Genomic DNA, 15,735 nt, shown 5'->3' on the forward strand with positions numbered 1-15,735 from the left:
TCAGAGGAGGTCGTGGACGACGATCGTCTGGTCGCGCTGGGGGCCGACCCCGATGACCGAGATCCGGGAGCCGGACATCGCCTCGACCGCCTTGACGTAGGCCTGCGCGTTGGCCGGGAGCTCCTCGAAGGTCCGGACATGGGAGATGTCCTCCCACCAGCCCGGGAACTCCTCGTAGATCGGCTTGGCGTGGTGGAAGTCGCTCTGGTTGACCGGCATCTCGTCGTGGCGCACGCCGTTGACGTCGTAGGCCACGCAGACGGGCACCTTCTCCAGGCCGGTGAGCACGTCGAGCTTGGTGAGCACGAAGTCGGTGACCCCGTTGACCCGGGCGGCGTAGCGGGCGATGACGGCGTCGTACCAGCCGCAGCGGCGAGCCCGCCCCGTGGTGACCCCGAACTCCGCGCCGACCTTGCTCAGGTGGGCGCCGTAGTCGTCGAACAGCTCGGTGGGGAACGGGCCCTCCCCGACGCGGGTCGTGTAGGCCTTCACGATCCCGACGACGCGGTCGAGCCGGCTCGGCGGGATGCCCGAGCCCGTGCACGCGCCGCCGGCGGTCGCCGAGCTCGACGTCACGAACGGGTAGGTGCCGTGGTCGACGTCCAGCAGCGTGGCCTGGCCACCCTCGAGCAGCACGGTCTCGCCGCGGTCGAGCGCCTCGTGGAGCAGCAGCCCGGTGTCGCAGACCATCGGCCGCAGCCGCTCGACGTACTCGAGCAGCTCCTCGACCACCGCGTCCACCTCGGGCGCGCGGCGGTTGTAGATCTTGGCCAGGATCTGGCCCTTGAGCTCCAGGGCCCCCTCGACCTTCTGACGCAGGATGTTCTCGTCGAAGAGGTCCTGCACGCGGATGCCGATGCGGTTCATCTTGTCGGCGTACGTCGGTCCGATGCCGCGCCCCGTCGTGCCGAGGCGGCGCGAGCCGAGGAACCGCTCGGTGACCTTGTCGAGGCTGCGGTTGTAGCTGGCGATGACGTGCGCGTTGGCGCTGACCTTGAGCTTGCTGACGTCGACCCCCCGCGCGGTGAGCGCGTCGAGCTCCTCGAACAGCACCTCGATGTCGACGACGACGCCGTTGCCGATGACCGGCGTGCAGTTGGGGCTCAGGATCCCGCTGGGCAGCAGGTGCAGCGCGTACTTCTCCTCGCCGATGACCACGGTGTGCCCGGCGTTGTTGCCGCCGTTGAACTTCACGACATGGTCGACGCGGCTTCCGAGCAGGTCGGTCGCCTTGCCCTTGCCTTCGTCGCCCCACTGGGCGCCGATGATGGCGATGGCGGGCATGTGCACTCCTCGTGGTGAAACGACAAAACCCCGGGGCAACAGCGACCGGGGCTCTTGCGGCGTCACGCTACCAAAGCGCGGCGCCCGACGCTCAATCGTGCCTGGGTTAGGGTCCGGTTGCGATGGACCCACTCCTGGTGATCACCAACAGCGACGCCGGCACCGCCGACGACGAGACGCTGCAGCGCGCCCTGGCCGTGCTCCGCGAGCACACCTCGGTGGAGGTCCAGGGGACCTCCAACCCCGGAGAGCTGGACGGCGTGCTGCACCGCGCCGGCTCCCGGCGGATCGTGGTGGCCGGTGGTGACGGCAGCCTGCACGCCGTCGTCGCCGCGCTCCACCGCCGCCACGACCTCGACAAGGCGGTGCTCGGGCTGCTGCCGCTCGGCACCGGCAACGACTTCGCCCGCGGCGTCGGGATCCCGCTCGACGTCGAGGAGGCGGCGACGGTGCTCGTGAAGGGGCAGGTCACCCCGATGGACCTGATCGTCGACGAGGTCGGGCAGGTGGTGGTCAACAGCGTCCACGTCGGGGCCGGCGCCAACGCCAGCCGCCGCGGGCACCGCTGGAAGGGCCGCCTGCACTCGGTCGGCGTCGGCAAGGTCAACCTCGGCCGGCTCGGCTACCCCCTGGGCGCGCTGCTCACCGCGTGGAACCCGCCCGTCCTGCGCCTGCACGTCGAGGTCGACGGGGTCGTGGTCAACGACCTGGACACCCGGGTGCTCATGGTCGCGCTCGGCAACGGCTCCTCCGTGGGCGGCGGGACCGAGCTCACCCCCGGCGCCGACCCCGCCGACGGCCGGATCGACGTGATGGTCTCCCGCGCGACCGGGCCGTTCGCGCGGTGGCGGTTCGCCGCCCGGCTGGGTCTGGGGACCCACGAGGAGGCCGACGAGGTCAGTGCCCTGCGGGGCCGCGAGGTGTCGGTGAGCGGCGAGCAGTTCTGGATCAGCGCCGACGGCGAGATCTCCGGGCCCGAGCGGCACCGCACCTGGCACATCGAGCCGGCCGCCTACTCGATGGTCCTGCCCACCGGCTGAGCCCGGCGGACGGGTAGCGTTGCCGCCTGTGGCACGAGGCAAGCAGGGTCAGGGTGGCGATCCCGTCGACTGGGTGACGCGCGCCGCCGACGACGCGATCCGGCACGCCCGCCTCGAGGAGCGGCCGAGCGGAGCCGCGCGCATCACCTGCGCGTCCGGGATCAGCCCCTCCGGGCCCATCCACCTGGGCAACCTGCGCGAGTTCCTCACCGTGCACTTCGTGGCCGAGGAGATCCGCCGCCGCGGCATCGAGGTCCGCCACCTGCACAGCTGGGACGACTACGACCGGTTCCGCAAGGTCCCGGTCGGGGTCGACCCCGCCTGGGCCGAGCACATCGGCCGCCCCCTGTCCGCCGTACCGGATCCGTCGGGCGAGTTCCCCTCGTGGGCCGAGCGCTTCAAGGCGCCGCTGCGCTCCGCGCTCGCCGAGATGGGCTGCGAGATGGAGGAGGTGTCGCAGACCGAGCGGTACGGCGCCGGCACCTACCGCTCGCAGATCCTGACCGCGGTCTCGCGCCGCGACGAGATCGAGGCGGTCATGGGCCGCTACCGCACCAAGGGGGCCCCGGCCGACGACGCCGACGAGGAGGCCGCGGCGGCCGACCACGGCTCGCTGGCGCGCTTCCCCTACCGGCCCTACTGCCGCGAGTGCGGCCGCGACACGGTCACCATCACCGGCTACGACGACGAGACCACCGACCTGTCCTACACCTGCGACTCGTGCGGTTTCGTGGGCGTCACCAACCTGGCCACGCAGGACGAGGGCAAGCTCGTCTGGAAGGTCGACTGGCCGATGCGCTGGGCCTTCGAGGGCGTCGACTTCGAGCCCGGCGGGGACGACCACGCGACGCCCGGCTCGTCGTACACGGTCGGCAAGGAGCTGGTGTCCACCATCTACGGCGGCCGCGCGCCCTCGTTCGTGGCGTACTCCTTCGTCGGGGTCGCCGGCATGGCCAAGATGTCCTCGTCCAAGGGCGGGGTCCCGACCGCGGCCGACGCGCTGCGGGTCCTCGAGGCCCCGATGCTGCGCTGGCTCTACGTCCGCCGCCAGCCCCGCCAGGTCTTCACGATCGACTTCGGACCCGAGGTCGTGCGCCTCTACGACGAGTGGGACGCGCTCGCGCGCAAGGCCGCCGACCCGGCCAAGCGCGACGGCGCGGTCCTGGCCTTTGAGCGCGCGTCCGCGACCGCGGCGGCCGGCACGCTGCCCACCTCGCCGGTGCCGGTGCCGTTCCGACTGCTCTCCTCCGTCGCCGACGTCACCGCCGGGTCCGCGTCGCTGATCTCGACCACCGTGGGCCGCCTCGGCTACCCGCACGAATCGGTGTCCGACCTCGAGCCCCGACTGTCGAAGGCGATGACCTGGATCCGGGAGTTCGTGCCCGCCGAGGACCGCACCACGGTGCGCTCGGTCCCGGACACGACTCGCCTCGCCGCGCTCACCGAGGACGAGCAGCGGTGGCTGGCCCAGCTCCTCGACCGGCTGCCCGACTCCTTCGACCAGGACGAGCTCACCACACTGATCTACGGCGTCCCCAAGCTCGGCCGCGGCCTCGACCTGGACGACCCGCCGACCGACGAGGTCAAGGCCGACCAGAAGGAGTTCTTCCGGCTGCTCTACCGGCTCCTGGTCGACGCCGACCGCGGCCCCCGCCTCCCCACCCTCTTCGTCGCCCTCGGCCCGGACCGGGTCCGCGCGTTGCTGGGCGGCTGAGGCTGGCTTGTAACTCACCGTTACGACCTCTTCCATGCCCTTACAAGGGTGTGCAAGAAGGTGTCACGGTGAGTTACAAGCCGAGCGACCTGCTCGGACCTGGGGCCGGCTATCCACAGGCGGGACAGCCGCGGTTTCAGAGCCTCCGTGTGCCGGGCACACCCGTTTCATGCACCCGGACGTCTTGGCCACGATGGCGCGCAACCACGGCCTCATCACGCGTGCCCAGGCGCTCGACTGCGGCCTCTCCCCCACCGCCATCACCGCCCTGCTGCGCGAGGAGTGGGTGGCCGTGCGGCGCGGCGTGTACGCCGAGCGCGGTCGGTGGGAGTCGCTCGACGCCTACCGTGGGCGCCCCCGCCTCCAGACCCGCGCCGCCCTGCTGCACATGACGCGCGGATGGGTGCTGAGCCATGACTCCGCGGCCCACGAGCAGGGCCTCGACATCCTGACGCCGGAGCGAGCGTTCGTGCACGTGACCCGCCCCGGCCACACCAACGCGTGGACCAAGGCAGGCGTCAAGCACCACCTCGCCGGATTCTCCCCCGACCAGCTGGTGACCGTCGGCGATCTCCGCTGCCTCGACCTGGCCAGGACGTGCTGCGACATCGCCCGCGAGCGCGGCGTCCAGCACGGCGTACCCGCGATGGACAGCGCCCTGCGGCGCGGGGTCTCGCGCAGCGATCTTCTGGTGGCGAGCGCACCGATGGCGTACTGGCCCGGTGTGAAGGCGGTCCGTGCCTCCCTCGAACTGGCGGACGCCGGCGCGGAGTCGGTCGCCGAGAGCCTCGGCCGGCTGCTCGTGCGCGAGCTGGGCGTCGGCGCGGTCGAGACCCAGTTCCCGATCCTCCTGGAAGGCCGCACGCACTGGTGCGACCTGCGGGTGGGGCGTCACGTCTTCGAGGTGGATGGGCACCTCAAGTACCGCGGTGTCCACGAAGGCGGGCTGGCGGTTCGCCCGGACGAGGTCGTCTGGGCGGAGAAGAAGCGGGAACGGCTCATCCGCGCCGAGGGCCTCGGCGTCTCCCGGATCATCTGGGAGGACTACTGGGGAGAACGCCGAGTGCTGGCCCGTCGCCGCCTGCGCGCCGACTACGACGTCACGGTCGCCCGCTTCGGCACCGCCCTGCCGCCACACCTGGAGCACTTCGCGCAGCAGATGCGGGGACGGCGACCGGCCTGAGGCGGCTTGTAACTCACCGTGACGTCCTCTGTCATGCCCTTACAGGGGTGCGGTAGAGGTAGTAACGGTGAGTTACAAGCACTCAGCCCAGCAGCTCGTCGTACGCCGCCGGGCTGGAGTCGCGCAGGAACTCCGAGCACCGCTCCCACTCGTGGGTCTCGCCGATGTTGCGGGCGGAGATGGCCAGGAGGGCGAGGCTGGTGAGGAAGCCGCGGTTGGGCTCGTGCTCCCACGGGACCGGGCCGTGGCCCTTCCAGCCGTTGCGGCGCAGGTTGTCCAGGGAGCGGTGGTAGCCGACGCGGGCGTAGGCGTAGACGGTCACGTCGTCGGCGCCGGACTCGCGCGCCTCGCTCGCCAGGGCGGCCCACGCGGCGGGCGACTCCGGGTGGCGTCGTACGACGTCAGCCGGCGAGGAGGCCGCCAGCTCGGCGACCGCCGGGTCGACCGGGAGGTAGGTGGGAGGGGGGCCGGCCATCAGATCCATGTGACTCATGGGAATGAGTGTCGCAGGCGGGGTGTTGAGCCAGCCCGTGACCCAGACCCGACCGACCGCCGAGCCCCCCACCGCGCCCACCGCGTCGGCGATCGGCGAGAAGGACCCGTGGCCGGCGCTCTTCGCCCTGTGCCTGGGCTTCTTCATGATCCTGGTCGACTCGACCATCGTGAGCGTCGCGACGCCGGCGATCATCGAGGACTTCGACGCCGGCGTGAACGCCGTGGTCTGGGTGACCAGCGCCTACCTGCTGGCCTACGCCGTGCCGGTGCTCATCACCGGACGGCTGGGTGACCGCTTCGGCCCCAAGCGGCTCTACCTGTCGGGCCTGACGGTGTTCACGCTCGCCAGCCTGTGGTGCGGCCTGACCGACTCGATCGAGGGGCTGATCGTCGCCCGCGTCGTCCAAGGGCTCGGCGCGGCGATGATGACCCCGCAGACGATGGCGATCATCACCCGGATCTTCCCCGCTGCCCGCCGCGGCAAGGCGATGTCGCTGTGGGGCGCGACCGCGGGGGTGGCGACGCTGGTGGGGCCGATCCTCGGCGGCATTCTGGTCGACGCACTCGGCTGGGAGTGGATCTTCTTCATCAACATCCCCGTCGGCATCATCGGCTTCGTGCTCGCCTGGCGCCTGGTGCCGACGCTCAGCACCAGCACCCACCGCTTCGACTGGCTCGGCGTGGCGCTGAGCGGCGCCGGCATGTTCCTGCTGGTCTTCGGCATCCAGGAGGGCAACCAGTACGACTGGGGCACGATCACCGGCGAGATCACCGTCTGGCGGATGATCGTCCTCGGCCTCGTGGTCTTCACCGCGTTCGTGGTCTGGCAACGCCTCAACCGCCAGGAGCCCCTGGTGCCGCTCGCCCTGTTCCGCGACCGCAACTTCTCGCTCGCCAACGTCGCGATCACCACCATGGGCTTCGCCATGACGGCGATGGCCATCCCCCTGATGCTCTACGCCCAGCTGGTGCGCGGGCTGAGCCCCTCGAAGGCGGCCCTGCTGCTGGTGCCGATGGCGCTGATGACCCTCGGCCTGGCCAACCTCGTCGGCAAGCTCACCGACACGATCCACCCGCGCCTGCTCACCAGCGTCGGGTTCACGGCCATCATCACGTCGCTGGCGTGGCTCTCGTCGGTGATGACCCCCGACAGCGCCGTCTGGGAGATCCTGCTCCCGATGGCGCTGCTCGGCTTCGGCAACGCGTTCGTGTGGTCGCCCAACTCCGCCACGGCCAACCGCAACCTGCCTCTTCACCAGGCCGGGGCCGGCGCGGGCGTCTACAACGCGACCCGCCAGGTCGGCGCCGTACTGGGAGCCGCCGGCATCGCCGTCCTGATCGACGCCCGGCTGGCGGCCCAGGGGCTCGCGACGAGCTTCACCCCTGAGGGCGGCGGGAGCCGGCTCCCCGAGGTGGCGCAGGGGCCGTTCGCCGACGCCATGGCGCAGGCGATGCTGCTGCCGCCCGCCGTCCTCGTGCTGGGGCTCGCCGCAGCGCTGTGCTTCCAGCGACCCCAGCACGAGGGTTTCGTCAGGCGCTGACGGACTTCCCGGCGGAGCGCAGGTTCTCGCAGGCCTCCACCACGCGGGCGGCCATGCCGGCCTCGGCCGCCTTGCCCCACGCGCGCGGGTCGTAGGCCTTCTTGTTGCCGACCTCGCCGTCGACCTTCAGCACGCCGTCGTAGTTCTGGAACATGTGGGCGGCCACCGGCCGGGTGAAGGCGTACTGCGTGTCGGTGTCGACGTTCATCTTCACGACGCCGTAGTCGACCGCCGCGCCGATCTCCTCCGCGGTGGACCCGGAGCCGCCGTGGAAGACCAGGTCGAAGGGCTTGCTGCCCGCCGCCAGGCCGAGGCGCTCGGTGACCGCCTCCTGGGCGGACTTGAGGATCTCGGGGCGCAGCTTGACGTTGCCGGGCTTGTAGACGCCGTGCACGTTGCCGAACGTCAGCGCTGCCATGTAGCGGCCCTGCTCGCCGTTGCCGAGCGCCTCGATGGTCGCCAGCGCGTCCTCCGGCGTCGTGTAGAGCTGCTCGTTGATCTCGTTGGCCACGCCGTCCTCCTCGCCGCCGACGACCCCGATCTCGACCTCGAGGATGATGTGGGCCGCGGCGCAGCGCGCCAGCAGGTCACGGGCGATCTCGAGGTTCTCGTCGAGCGGTACGGCGGAGCCGTCCCACATGTGCGACTGGAAGAGCGGCAGCTCGCCGCGCGCGACCCGCTCCGCGGAGATCTCGACCAGCGGGCGCACGAAGCCGTCGAGCTTGTCCTTGGGGCAGTGGTCGGTGTGCAGCGCGATCTGCACCGGGTAGCTCTTGGCCACCTCGGCGGCGTACGCGGCGAACGCGACCGAGCCGGTCACCATGCTCTTGACGCTGGGGCCCGACAGGTACTCCGCACCTCCCGTCGAGACCTGGATGATGCCGTCCGAGCCGGCGTCGGCGAAGCCCTTCAGCGCGGCGTTCAGCGTCTGCGAGGACGACACGTTGATCGCCGGGAAGGCGAAGGCGTTGGCCTTGGCGGTGTCGAGCATCTGGGCGTAGGTCTCAGGAGTCGCGATGGGCATGCGGCCAGCCTAGTGGCTATCCGCCGCGGAGGCTGGCGGCAGCCGACTAGCCTCGCCAGGCATCCTCGCCCGACAGGTCGGCGTACTGCCGCACCCAGGCATGCATGGCGATCGCGGCGGCGGCGGAGGCGTTGATCGAGCGGGTCGAGCCGAACTGCGCGATCGAGAACGTGCCGTCGCACGCCGCCCGGGCACCCTCCGAGAGGCCCGGCCCCTCCTGGCCGAAGAGGAAGCAGACCCGCCGGGGCACGGTCATGGTCTCCAGGTGCGCGCTGCCGGGCAGGTTGTCGATGCCGAGCAGTCGCACGTCGCGCTCCGCGAGGTACGCCGCCAGGTCGGCGGCCGTCTCGTGGTGGCGCACGTGCTGGTAGCGGTCGGTGACCATCGCGCCCCGGCGGTTCCACCGCCGGTTGCCGACAATGTGCACCTCGGCGGCGAGGAACGCGTTGGCCGTGCGGACGATCGTGCCGATGTTGAAGTCGTGCTGCCAGTTCTCGATCGCGACGTGGAAGTCGTGGCGCCGCCTGTCGAGGTCGGCGACGATCGCCGCCACGCTCCAGTAGCGGTAGCGGTCCACGACGTTGCGCCGGTCGCCCTCGGCGAGCAGCACGGGGTCGTACTGCTCCCCCGTCGGGAGCGGCCCCTGCCACGGCCCCACGCCGATCTCGTCGGGGCCGTGCGGCATCGGGTCGTACGGCGCCCGACGGTCCTCGCTCTCCTCCACCACGGCAGCGAGACTACCGACCCGGGCCGACGGCGACCCGGGTACGGTTTGACCGTGACTCCGCTCCTGCTCGAGCTCCACCCGCTGCTCCTGGGCATGGACTGGATGGACCCCAACTGGCTGCTGCAGGAGTTCGGGGGCGCGTTCTTCTGGATCAGCCTGCTGATCGTCTTCGTCGAGTGCGGGCTGTTCTTCCCGTTCCTGCCCGGCGACACCCTGCTCTTCGCGCTCGGGCTGTTCATCACCGGCGAGAAGATCGACATGTTCCCCGGCGGGCCCTTCGTCGAGGTGCTGATCGCCTTCGCCCTGCTCACGAGCGCGGCCGTGCTCGGCAACGTCGCCGGCTACGAGATCGGCCGCGCGATCGGCCCCCCGCTCTACCACCGCGACGGGCGCATCCTGAAGAAGAAGTACTTCGACCAGACGCAGGTCTTCTTCGACAAGCACGGCAGCAAGGCCCTGGTCATCGGCCGGTTCGTGCCGTTCGTGCGGACCTACATCACCGTCGTCGCCGGCGTGACCCGCATGGACCGCCAGCGGTTCTTCAAGTGGAGCCTGGTCGGCGCCGTGCTGTGGGTCGCGAGCATCCTGGCGCTGGGGTACTTCCTCGGGTCCGCGTTCCCCGGCCTCGGTGAGAACATCGACAAGGCGATCGCCCTGATCCTGGCGTTCTCGGTGATCCCGATCGTCTACGAGTGGTGGAAGCACCGCCGCCAGGTCGAGCGCACGGTCGACGACCTGACCTGAGCTAGCCGCGGGCGGCGTCCAGCTGCGCCTTCGTGAGCACGGCACGCACCTCGAGGCCGACGTCGGCGAGCGGGTTCTCCCCCTCCGGGCTCCGGTCGATCGCGCAGACGACGACCTCGACCACCGCGCCGGCCTCGCGCAGGGCCTTCGTCGCGTCCCGCACGGCGCCGCCGGTGGTGATCACGTCCTCGACCAGCGTCACCCGCCGCCCGGCGACGTCCGGGCCCTCGGCGAGCTTGCAGGTGCCGTACTCCTTGGCCTGCTTGCGCACGAACAGCGCGGGGGTCCCGGTGCGGCTGCTCACCATCGTCGCGATCGGGATCCCGCCGAGCTCCAGGCCGCCCAGCAGCTCGGTGTCCTCGGGCAGCAGCGGCACCATCTGCGCGGCCACCCGGGCCAGGAGCTCCGGCTGGGCCTCGAAGAGGTACTTGTCGAAGTACTCCGAGGACACCTGGCCGGAGCGCAGCGTGAACTCCCCGGTCAGGCGGCAGCAGGCGTCGACGTCGGCGGCCAGCGTGGGGTCAGGGGTCGGGTCCATGGTCACGACGGCAGGCTATCGGGCACCCGCCGTACCCTCGGGCGCATGTCTGCTCCTCGGCTCGCGCACCGGCTCGACGGCATCCCGCCCACGATCTTCTCGAGGATGTCGGCCCTGGCCGCGAGCACCGGCTCGGTCAACCTGGGCCAGGGCTTCCCCGACGTCGACGGCCCGCCCGAGGCGATCGCCCACGCGGTGGCGGCGCTCGAGGGCGGGGCCAACCAGTACGCCCCCGGCATCGGCGTGCCCGCCCTGCGGCAGGCGATCGCCCGGCACCAGCAGCGCCACTACGGGCTCGAGCTGGACCCGGACACCGAGGTCGTGGTCACCACCGGCTGCACCGAGGCGGTCGCCGCGGCCCTGCTCGGCCTGGTCGACCCCGGCGACGAGATCGTCGTGCTCGAGCCGTACTACGACTCCTACGTCGCGATGATCCAGATGGCCGGCGGCGTACGGCGCCCGGTCACCCTGCGCGCCCCCGACTACCGCCTCGACCTCGACGAGCTGCGGACCGCGGTGACGCCGCGGACCAGGTTCGTGCTGCTCAACTCGCCGCACAACCCCACCGGCACCGTGCTGAACCGCGCCGAGCTGCAGGCGGTGGCCGAGCTGGCCATCGAGCACGACCTGGTCGTGATCACCGACGAGGTCTACGAGCACCTGGTCTTCGACGAGCACGCGCACGTGCCGATCGCGACCCTGCCGGGCATGGCCGAGCGCACGCTGAGCCTGTCCAGCGCCGGCAAGTCCTACTCGTTCACCGGCTGGAAGGTCGGCTGGGCGACCGGCCCGGCCGCGCTGGTCGGGGCGCTCCTCGCCGCCAAGCAGTGGCTGACCTTCACCTCGGGATCGCCGCTGCAGCCGGCCGTGGCCCACGCGCTGGACGAGCTGCCCGACTTCCCTCGCGAGCTGGCCGCCGACCTCCAGGAGAGGCGCGACCTGCTCTGCGCCGGGCTGGATGCGGCCGGGCTTGCCGTGCGGGTCCCCGAGGGCACCTACTTCGCCACCACCGACGTGCGCGCCCTCGGCTGGGACGACGGCCTCGCCTTCTGCCTCGCCCTGCCCGAGCGGGCCGGGGTCGTCGCGATCCCGGCGCAGGTCTTCTACGACCACCAGGAGGAGGGCCGTCACCTGGTGCGCTGGGCCTTCTGCAAGGAGCGCCCCGTCATCGCCGAGGCGATGCGGCGCCTGAGCGCCGCCGAGCTCCGGGCCTGACTACCCCTTGAACCAGGCGTTGGCGCCGCCGACGTAGAGCAGCACGATCGCGGCGATGCACAGGATCACGTGGAGCAGCGGCACGATCGCCAGCGCCATCACCAGCGAGACCGGGATGGCCAGGGCGGCCGAGACGGTGAGCAGGATCCGCGCCCAGTTGCGGCGGCGCATCACGCAGAACGCCAGCACGATGGCCGCGATCGACCAGACGATGCCGATGACCGCGAAGACCGTGGTGAACGTCTTGACCTCGTCGCGCGACCAGCCCGACGCACTGTCCTGGAAGCCGTCGTAGAACTCGTCGGTCCCGGCCTGGACCGCGACCAGGAGGAACAGCAGGCAGATCAGCGCGATCGCGCTGCCCACCCAGGTCACGACGGCGGCGGCGGTCACGGTGCCGGGGCGCCGGCCCGGGTGCGCCGGCTGGTAGGCGCCCGGCTGGGGCTGGCCATAGGGCTGGCCATAGGGCTGGGGAGGCGGCGCCTCGCCGTAGGGGTTCGGCGAGGGCGGGACGTAGCCGCCGTAGGGGTTGCTCGGGTCGCTCATGCGTCCAACTTTTCCATGACGGTCCCGCTCAGGAGAACCAGGCCCGTACCTCGGGCCGCACCAGCAGCGTGATGGTGACCAGGCAGGCGACGAGCGGCAACGCCATCGCGATGCTGACCACGGCGCCCACGAGCGACGCCGCGGCCGCCCCGGCGGCCGACACCAGCAGGGCCGCGCGCGCCCAGCGCACCCGGCGGAACGCCTGGACGGCGAACCCGATCGCGGCGCCGCCCCACACGAGCAGCACGCCGGCGAGGGCGAGCGTCGCGGAGCGGACCTCGGAGTCACTGATGCCCTCGTCGCGCAGGTCCGGGTTCTGTCGGTACAGCTCCTCGAAGACCACGTCGGGCGCGGCGAGCAGGACCAGCGCGCTGAGCCCCATCACCAGGATCGCCAGCCCGCAGAAGGTCCAGGTCAGGACGCAGGCCCACAGCAGCGCGGGGGGCCGCCCAGCGGCGCGATCGGCCGGCGCGCGCATGGTCATGGGGGCCGTCGTGGGAGCGGGCGTGGGGGCGGGCGCCGATCCGAAGCCGGACATGGCGCGCGGCTCGACCGGCGGCGGAGGCGGCGGCGGGGCCTGGAACATCGACGGCCCGGCCGGCTCGCCCTGCCGCTCCCGCTCCTCGGGGGCCGGCGCGATCCCGTCGAACCAGTCCCGCGCCGGCTGCAGCCACAGCATCACGGCGGCGGCTACCACCACCGCCGGCAGCAGGCCGCCCGCGGCCATGCCGCTGATGAAGAGCGGCACCGCCAGCACCGCCAAGGCGAGGCGCGCACCGCGGGAGCGCTGCAGGACGTGGAAGCCGAGGATCGCCGCGGCGGTGGCACAGGCGCCGGCGACCATGGCCAGGATGCGCAGCATCGTAGTGACGCCGTCGAGGTCGAGGCCCAGCCCGTCACCCGGGGGCTCGGAGAGGAAGGTCTCGATCGAGCGCTGGGTCTCGAGCGAGCCGAGGCCGGCCACGCGCTCGAAGACCAGCGCCACGATCAGCGCCGAGCCGCCCATGATCATCCAGGCGGCCAGGGTGACCTGGCGGGGGCGATGGGGCGCGTCGGTCATGGCCCCATTCCATCAGTGCCGTGCTCAGGTCGCGACGGCGAGGGTCAGCCCTCCGCCGTCCGCGACGTCGACCTTGACGGTGTCGCCGTCGGCCACCTCGCCCCCGATCAGCATCCGCGCGAGCGGGTCGCCGATCGCGGTCTGGACGAGACGGCGCAGCGGGCGGGCGCCGTACGCCGGGTCGTAGCCGGTGTCGGCGAGCCAGGTCTTGGCCTCGGGCGTGACGTCGATGTCGATGCGCCGCACGGCAAGCCGGCGCTCGAGCAGGCCCAGCTGGAGATCGACGATCTGCGCCAGCTCCTCGCGGGTCAGCGCGTCGAACATCACGATGTCGTCGAGACGGTTGAGGAACTCCGGCTTGAAGCTCGACCGCACGACGGCGAGCACCGACTCCTTCTTCTTCTCCGGGTCCAGCAGCGGGTCGACCAGGAAGTGCGAGCCCAGGTTGCTGGTGAGGATCAGGATCGTGTTGCGGAAGTCGACCGTGCGGCCCTGGCCGTCGGTCAGGCGTCCGTCGTCGAGCACCTGGAGCAGGATGTCGAACACCTCGGGGTGCGCCTTCTCGACCTCGTCGAGCAGGACCACCGAGTACGGACGGCGGCGCACCGCCTCGGTCAGCTGGCCGCCCTCGTCATAGCCGACGTAGCCCGGGGGGGCCCCGACCAGGCGCGAGACCGAGTGCTTCTCGGAGTACTCGCTCATGTCGATGCGCACGATCGCGCGCTCGTCGTCGAAGAGGAAGTCGGCCAGCGCCTTGGCGAGCTCGGTCTTGCCGGTGCCGGTGGGGCCCAGGAACAGGAACGAGCCGGTCGGCCGGTTGGGGTCGGCGATGCCGGCGCGCGCGCGGCGTACGGCGTCGCTCACCGAGCGCACCGCCTCATGCTGGCCGATCAGGCGCTGCCCGACGACGGACTCCATCTCCAGCAGCTTCGCGGTCTCGCCCTGCAGCATCCGGCCGGTCGGGATGCCGGTCCAGGCCTCGACCACCTCGGCGATCTGCTCGGCCCCGACCTCCTCGCCGACCAGCGGCTCGATGTCCGGGCGATCGGCCGCCTCGACCTCGCGGATCTGCTCCTCGAGCGCCGGGATCCGTCCGTAGAGGATCTCGCTGGCCTTCTCGAAGTCGCCCTCGCGCTGGAGCCGCTCACTCTCGATGCGCAGCTGGTCCAGCTGGCGGCGCAGCTCGCCCTCGCCCTCGAGGGTCGCCTTCTCGCGCTCCCAGCGCGCCTCCAAGCCGCGCAGCTCCTCCTCGCGGTCGGCCAGGTCGGCGCGCAGGCGCTCCAGGCGCTCGGCGGAGGCCTCGTCGCTCTCGCGCTGGAGCGCGAACTCCTCCATGCGCAGGCGCTCGACGCGGCGCCGGAGCTGGTCGATCTCCTCGGGCGAGGACTCGATCTCCATGCGCAGCCGGGAGGACGCCTCGTCGATCAGGTCGATGGCCTTGTCCGGCAGCTGACGGCCGGGGATGTAGCGGTCGCTGAGCGTGGCCGCGGCCACGAGCGCGGCGTCGGTGATCCGCACGCCGTGGTGGGCCTCGTACTTCTCCTGGATGCCGCGCAGGATCTGGATGGTGTCCTCGACGCTGGGCTCGCCGACGAAGACCTGCTGGAAGCGGCGCTCCAGCGCCGGGTCCTTCTCGATCCGCTCGCGGTACTCGTCGAGGGTCGTCGCCCCGATCATGTGCAGCTCGCCGCGGGCCAGCATCGGCTTGAGCATGTTGCCGGCGTCCATGGAGGAGTCGCCGCCGGCGCCCGCGCCCACGACCGTGTGCAGCTCGTCGATGAAGGTGATGATCTGGCCGCCGCTGTCCTTGATCTCCTCCAGGACCGCCTTGAGCCGCTCCTCGAACTCGCCGCGGTACTTGGCTCCGGCGACCATCGCGGCCAGGTCCAGGCTCAGCACCCGGCGACCCTTGAGCGAGTCGGGGACGTCGCCGGCGACCACGCGCTGCGCCAGGCCCTCGACGACGGCGGTCTTGCCGACGCCGGGCTCGCCGATGAGGACCGGGTTGTTCTTGGTGCGGCGCGAGAGCACCTGCACGACGCGCCGGATCTCGGCGTCGCGGCCGATGACCGGGTCGAGCCGGCCCTCCTGGGCGGCTGCGGTGAGGTCGACGGAGTACTTCTCCAGCGCCTCGTACGTCGACTCGGCGTCCTGGCTGGTCACGCGCCGGTTGCCGCGGACGGCGGTGAGGCTCTCGCGCAGGCCGGCCTCGGTGAGGCCCGCGTCGGTGAGCAGCTTCTGGGCGGGGCTCTCGGTCCCGGCGATCGCGATCAGCAGGTGCTCGGTCGCGACGTAGTCGTCCTTCATGGAGCCGGCCAGGTCGATCGCGCCGGCCAGCACCCGGGTCAGCGCGGCCGAGGCCGCGGGCTGCTGGACGGTGGCGCCGCTGGCCTTGGGCAGGGCGTCGAGGGCCGCGACGGCGCGCGCGGTCAGCGCATCGGCGTCGACGCCGGCCTTGATGACCAGGCTGCGCGCGATGCCGTCCTCCTGGCGGAGGAGGGCCGCGAGCAGGTGGATGGGCTCGGTGGTGGTGTTGCCGGCCGTGGTGGCCGTGAGCTGGGCGGCCTCGATCGCCTCGCGGCTTCGGGTGGTGAACTTGTCAGCGCCGAGCTGGCTCATGACAT

Annotated in this window: 14 protein-coding genes; 6 read left to right on the forward strand and 8 right to left on the reverse strand. The window is 71.7% G+C overall.

All coding sequences use genetic code 11. From position 1 onward, the window contains the following. Window positions 1–1,284 carry an adenylosuccinate synthase gene (locus tag LQ940_RS19695; RefSeq protein ID WP_231241687.1) on the reverse strand — a complete coding sequence of 428 codons (1,284 nt, stop codon included), beginning with the start codon at window positions 1,282–1,284 and terminating at the stop codon, window positions 1–3. 122 nt (window positions 1,285–1,406) lie between these two features. Here LQ940_RS19695 and LQ940_RS19700 point away from each other — a divergent pair, with 122 nt between their 5' ends. The 3 genes from LQ940_RS19700 (at window position 1,407) to LQ940_RS19710 (ending at window position 5,221) form a co-directional block, all read left to right on the forward strand. Next, entirely contained in the window at window positions 1,407–2,324 is a 918-nt protein-coding gene (locus tag LQ940_RS19700) for a diacylglycerol/lipid kinase family protein (protein ID WP_231241688.1), read from the forward strand. Window positions 2,325–2,352: 28 nt separating this feature from the next. Next, a complete protein-coding gene (lysS, locus tag LQ940_RS19705; protein WP_231241689.1) occupies window positions 2,353–4,038 on the forward strand; it encodes a lysine--tRNA ligase in 1,686 nt (561 codons plus the stop codon). 169 nt (window positions 4,039–4,207) lie between these two features. Continuing rightward, on the forward strand, window positions 4,208–5,221 hold the full coding sequence (locus LQ940_RS19710; protein WP_231241690.1) for a type IV toxin-antitoxin system AbiEi family antitoxin domain-containing protein: 1,014 nt from the start codon (window positions 4,208–4,210) through the stop codon (window positions 5,219–5,221). An 82-nt stretch (window positions 5,222–5,303) separates the two neighbouring features. Here the strand turns inward: LQ940_RS19710 and LQ940_RS19715 are convergent, their stop codons facing one another. Continuing rightward, window positions 5,304–5,714 (reverse strand): DUF3151 domain-containing protein, encoded by a 411-nt coding sequence (locus LQ940_RS19715; protein ID WP_231241691.1) that lies wholly within the window; start codon window positions 5,712–5,714, stop codon window positions 5,304–5,306. 37 nt (window positions 5,715–5,751) lie between these two features. On the opposite strand from LQ940_RS19715, the gene LQ940_RS19720 reads away from it, so the two are divergent. Further along, window positions 5,752–7,257: a DHA2 family efflux MFS transporter permease subunit gene (locus LQ940_RS19720; protein WP_231241692.1), complete on the forward strand. Its 1,506-nt coding sequence runs from the start codon at window positions 5,752–5,754 to the stop codon at window positions 7,255–7,257. On the opposite strand, the gene fbaA is transcribed toward LQ940_RS19720, so the two are convergent. Together fbaA and LQ940_RS19730 are read right to left on the reverse strand one after the other, a co-directional pair. Beyond that, complete coding sequence (gene fbaA / locus LQ940_RS19725) at window positions 7,247–8,281, reverse strand: class II fructose-bisphosphate aldolase (RefSeq protein ID WP_231241693.1); 1,035 nt, start codon at window positions 8,279–8,281, stop codon at window positions 7,247–7,249. The genes LQ940_RS19720 and fbaA overlap by 11 nt on opposite strands. A 46-nt stretch (window positions 8,282–8,327) precedes the next feature. Next, a complete protein-coding gene (locus LQ940_RS19730) occupies window positions 8,328–8,966 on the reverse strand; it encodes a TrmH family RNA methyltransferase (protein ID WP_231241777.1) in 639 nt (212 codons plus the stop codon). A gap of 93 nt (window positions 8,967–9,059) precedes the next feature. On the opposite strand from LQ940_RS19730, the gene LQ940_RS19735 reads away from it, so the two are divergent. Next, the gene (locus LQ940_RS19735) at window positions 9,060–9,752 is read left to right on the forward strand and encodes a DedA family protein (RefSeq protein ID WP_231241694.1); all 693 of its coding nucleotides are present in this window, start codon (window positions 9,060–9,062) and stop codon (window positions 9,750–9,752) included. A 1-nt stretch (window position 9,753) separates the two neighbouring features. Here LQ940_RS19735 and pyrE read toward each other — a convergent pair whose 3' ends face one another. Then, window positions 9,754–10,290, reverse strand: coding sequence for an orotate phosphoribosyltransferase (gene pyrE / locus LQ940_RS19740; RefSeq protein WP_231241778.1), 537 nt, complete (start codon window positions 10,288–10,290; stop codon window positions 9,754–9,756). Window positions 10,291–10,335: 45 nt separating this feature from the next. Here pyrE and LQ940_RS19745 point away from each other — a divergent pair, with 45 nt between their 5' ends. Continuing rightward, entirely contained in the window at window positions 10,336–11,505 is a 1,170-nt protein-coding gene (locus LQ940_RS19745) for a pyridoxal phosphate-dependent aminotransferase (RefSeq protein WP_231241695.1), read from the forward strand. Here LQ940_RS19745 and LQ940_RS19750 read toward each other — a convergent pair whose 3' ends face one another. The 3 genes from LQ940_RS19750 to clpB are packed head-to-tail and all read right to left on the reverse strand — an operon-like array spanning window position 11,506 to window position 15,730. After that, window positions 11,506–12,051: a hypothetical protein gene (locus LQ940_RS19750; RefSeq protein WP_231241696.1), complete on the reverse strand. Its 546-nt coding sequence runs from the start codon at window positions 12,049–12,051 to the stop codon at window positions 11,506–11,508. It abuts the gene before it with no gap. Window positions 12,052–12,079: 28 nt separating this feature from the next. Then, entirely contained in the window at window positions 12,080–13,111 is a 1,032-nt protein-coding gene (locus LQ940_RS19755; RefSeq protein ID WP_231241697.1) for a hypothetical protein, read from the reverse strand. Window positions 13,112–13,135: 24 nt separating this feature from the next. Then, entirely contained in the window at window positions 13,136–15,730 is a 2,595-nt protein-coding gene (clpB, locus tag LQ940_RS19760) for an ATP-dependent chaperone ClpB (RefSeq protein WP_231241698.1), read from the reverse strand. Window positions 15,731–15,735 lie beyond the last annotated feature (5 nt).

The organism is Nocardioides sp. cx-173 (assembly GCF_021117365.1).
GTDB lineage: Bacteria > Actinomycetota > Actinomycetes > Propionibacteriales > Nocardioidaceae > Nocardioides.

Excerpts from the sequence above, each read along its gene's own strand:
- clpB (WP_231241698.1), bottom strand. The coding sequence starts at position 15,730 with ATGAGCCAGCTCGGCGCTGACAAGTTCACCACCCGAAGCCGCGAGGCG.
- fbaA (WP_231241693.1), bottom strand. The coding sequence starts at position 8,281 with ATGCCCATCGCGACTCCTGAGACCTACGCCCAGATGCTCGACACCGCC.
- LQ940_RS19745 (WP_231241695.1), top strand. The coding sequence starts at position 10,336 with ATGTCTGCTCCTCGGCTCGCGCACCGGCTCGACGGCATCCCGCCCACG.
- LQ940_RS19700 (WP_231241688.1), top strand. The coding sequence starts at position 1,407 with ATGGACCCACTCCTGGTGATCACCAACAGCGACGCCGGCACCGCCGAC.
- LQ940_RS19715 (WP_231241691.1), bottom strand. The coding sequence starts at position 5,714 with ATGAGTCACATGGATCTGATGGCCGGCCCCCCTCCCACCTACCTCCCG.
- LQ940_RS19695 (WP_231241687.1), bottom strand. The coding sequence starts at position 1,284 with ATGCCCGCCATCGCCATCATCGGCGCCCAGTGGGGCGACGAAGGCAAG.
- pyrE (WP_231241778.1), bottom strand. The coding sequence starts at position 10,290 with ATGGACCCGACCCCTGACCCCACGCTGGCCGCCGACGTCGACGCCTGC.
- LQ940_RS19730 (WP_231241777.1), bottom strand. The coding sequence starts at position 8,966 with ATGCCGCACGGCCCCGACGAGATCGGCGTGGGGCCGTGGCAGGGGCCG.
- LQ940_RS19750 (WP_231241696.1), bottom strand. The coding sequence starts at position 12,051 with ATGAGCGACCCGAGCAACCCCTACGGCGGCTACGTCCCGCCCTCGCCG.
- LQ940_RS19710 (WP_231241690.1), top strand. The coding sequence starts at position 4,208 with ATGCACCCGGACGTCTTGGCCACGATGGCGCGCAACCACGGCCTCATC.
- LQ940_RS19755 (WP_231241697.1), bottom strand. The coding sequence starts at position 13,111 with ATGACCGACGCGCCCCATCGCCCCCGCCAGGTCACCCTGGCCGCCTGG.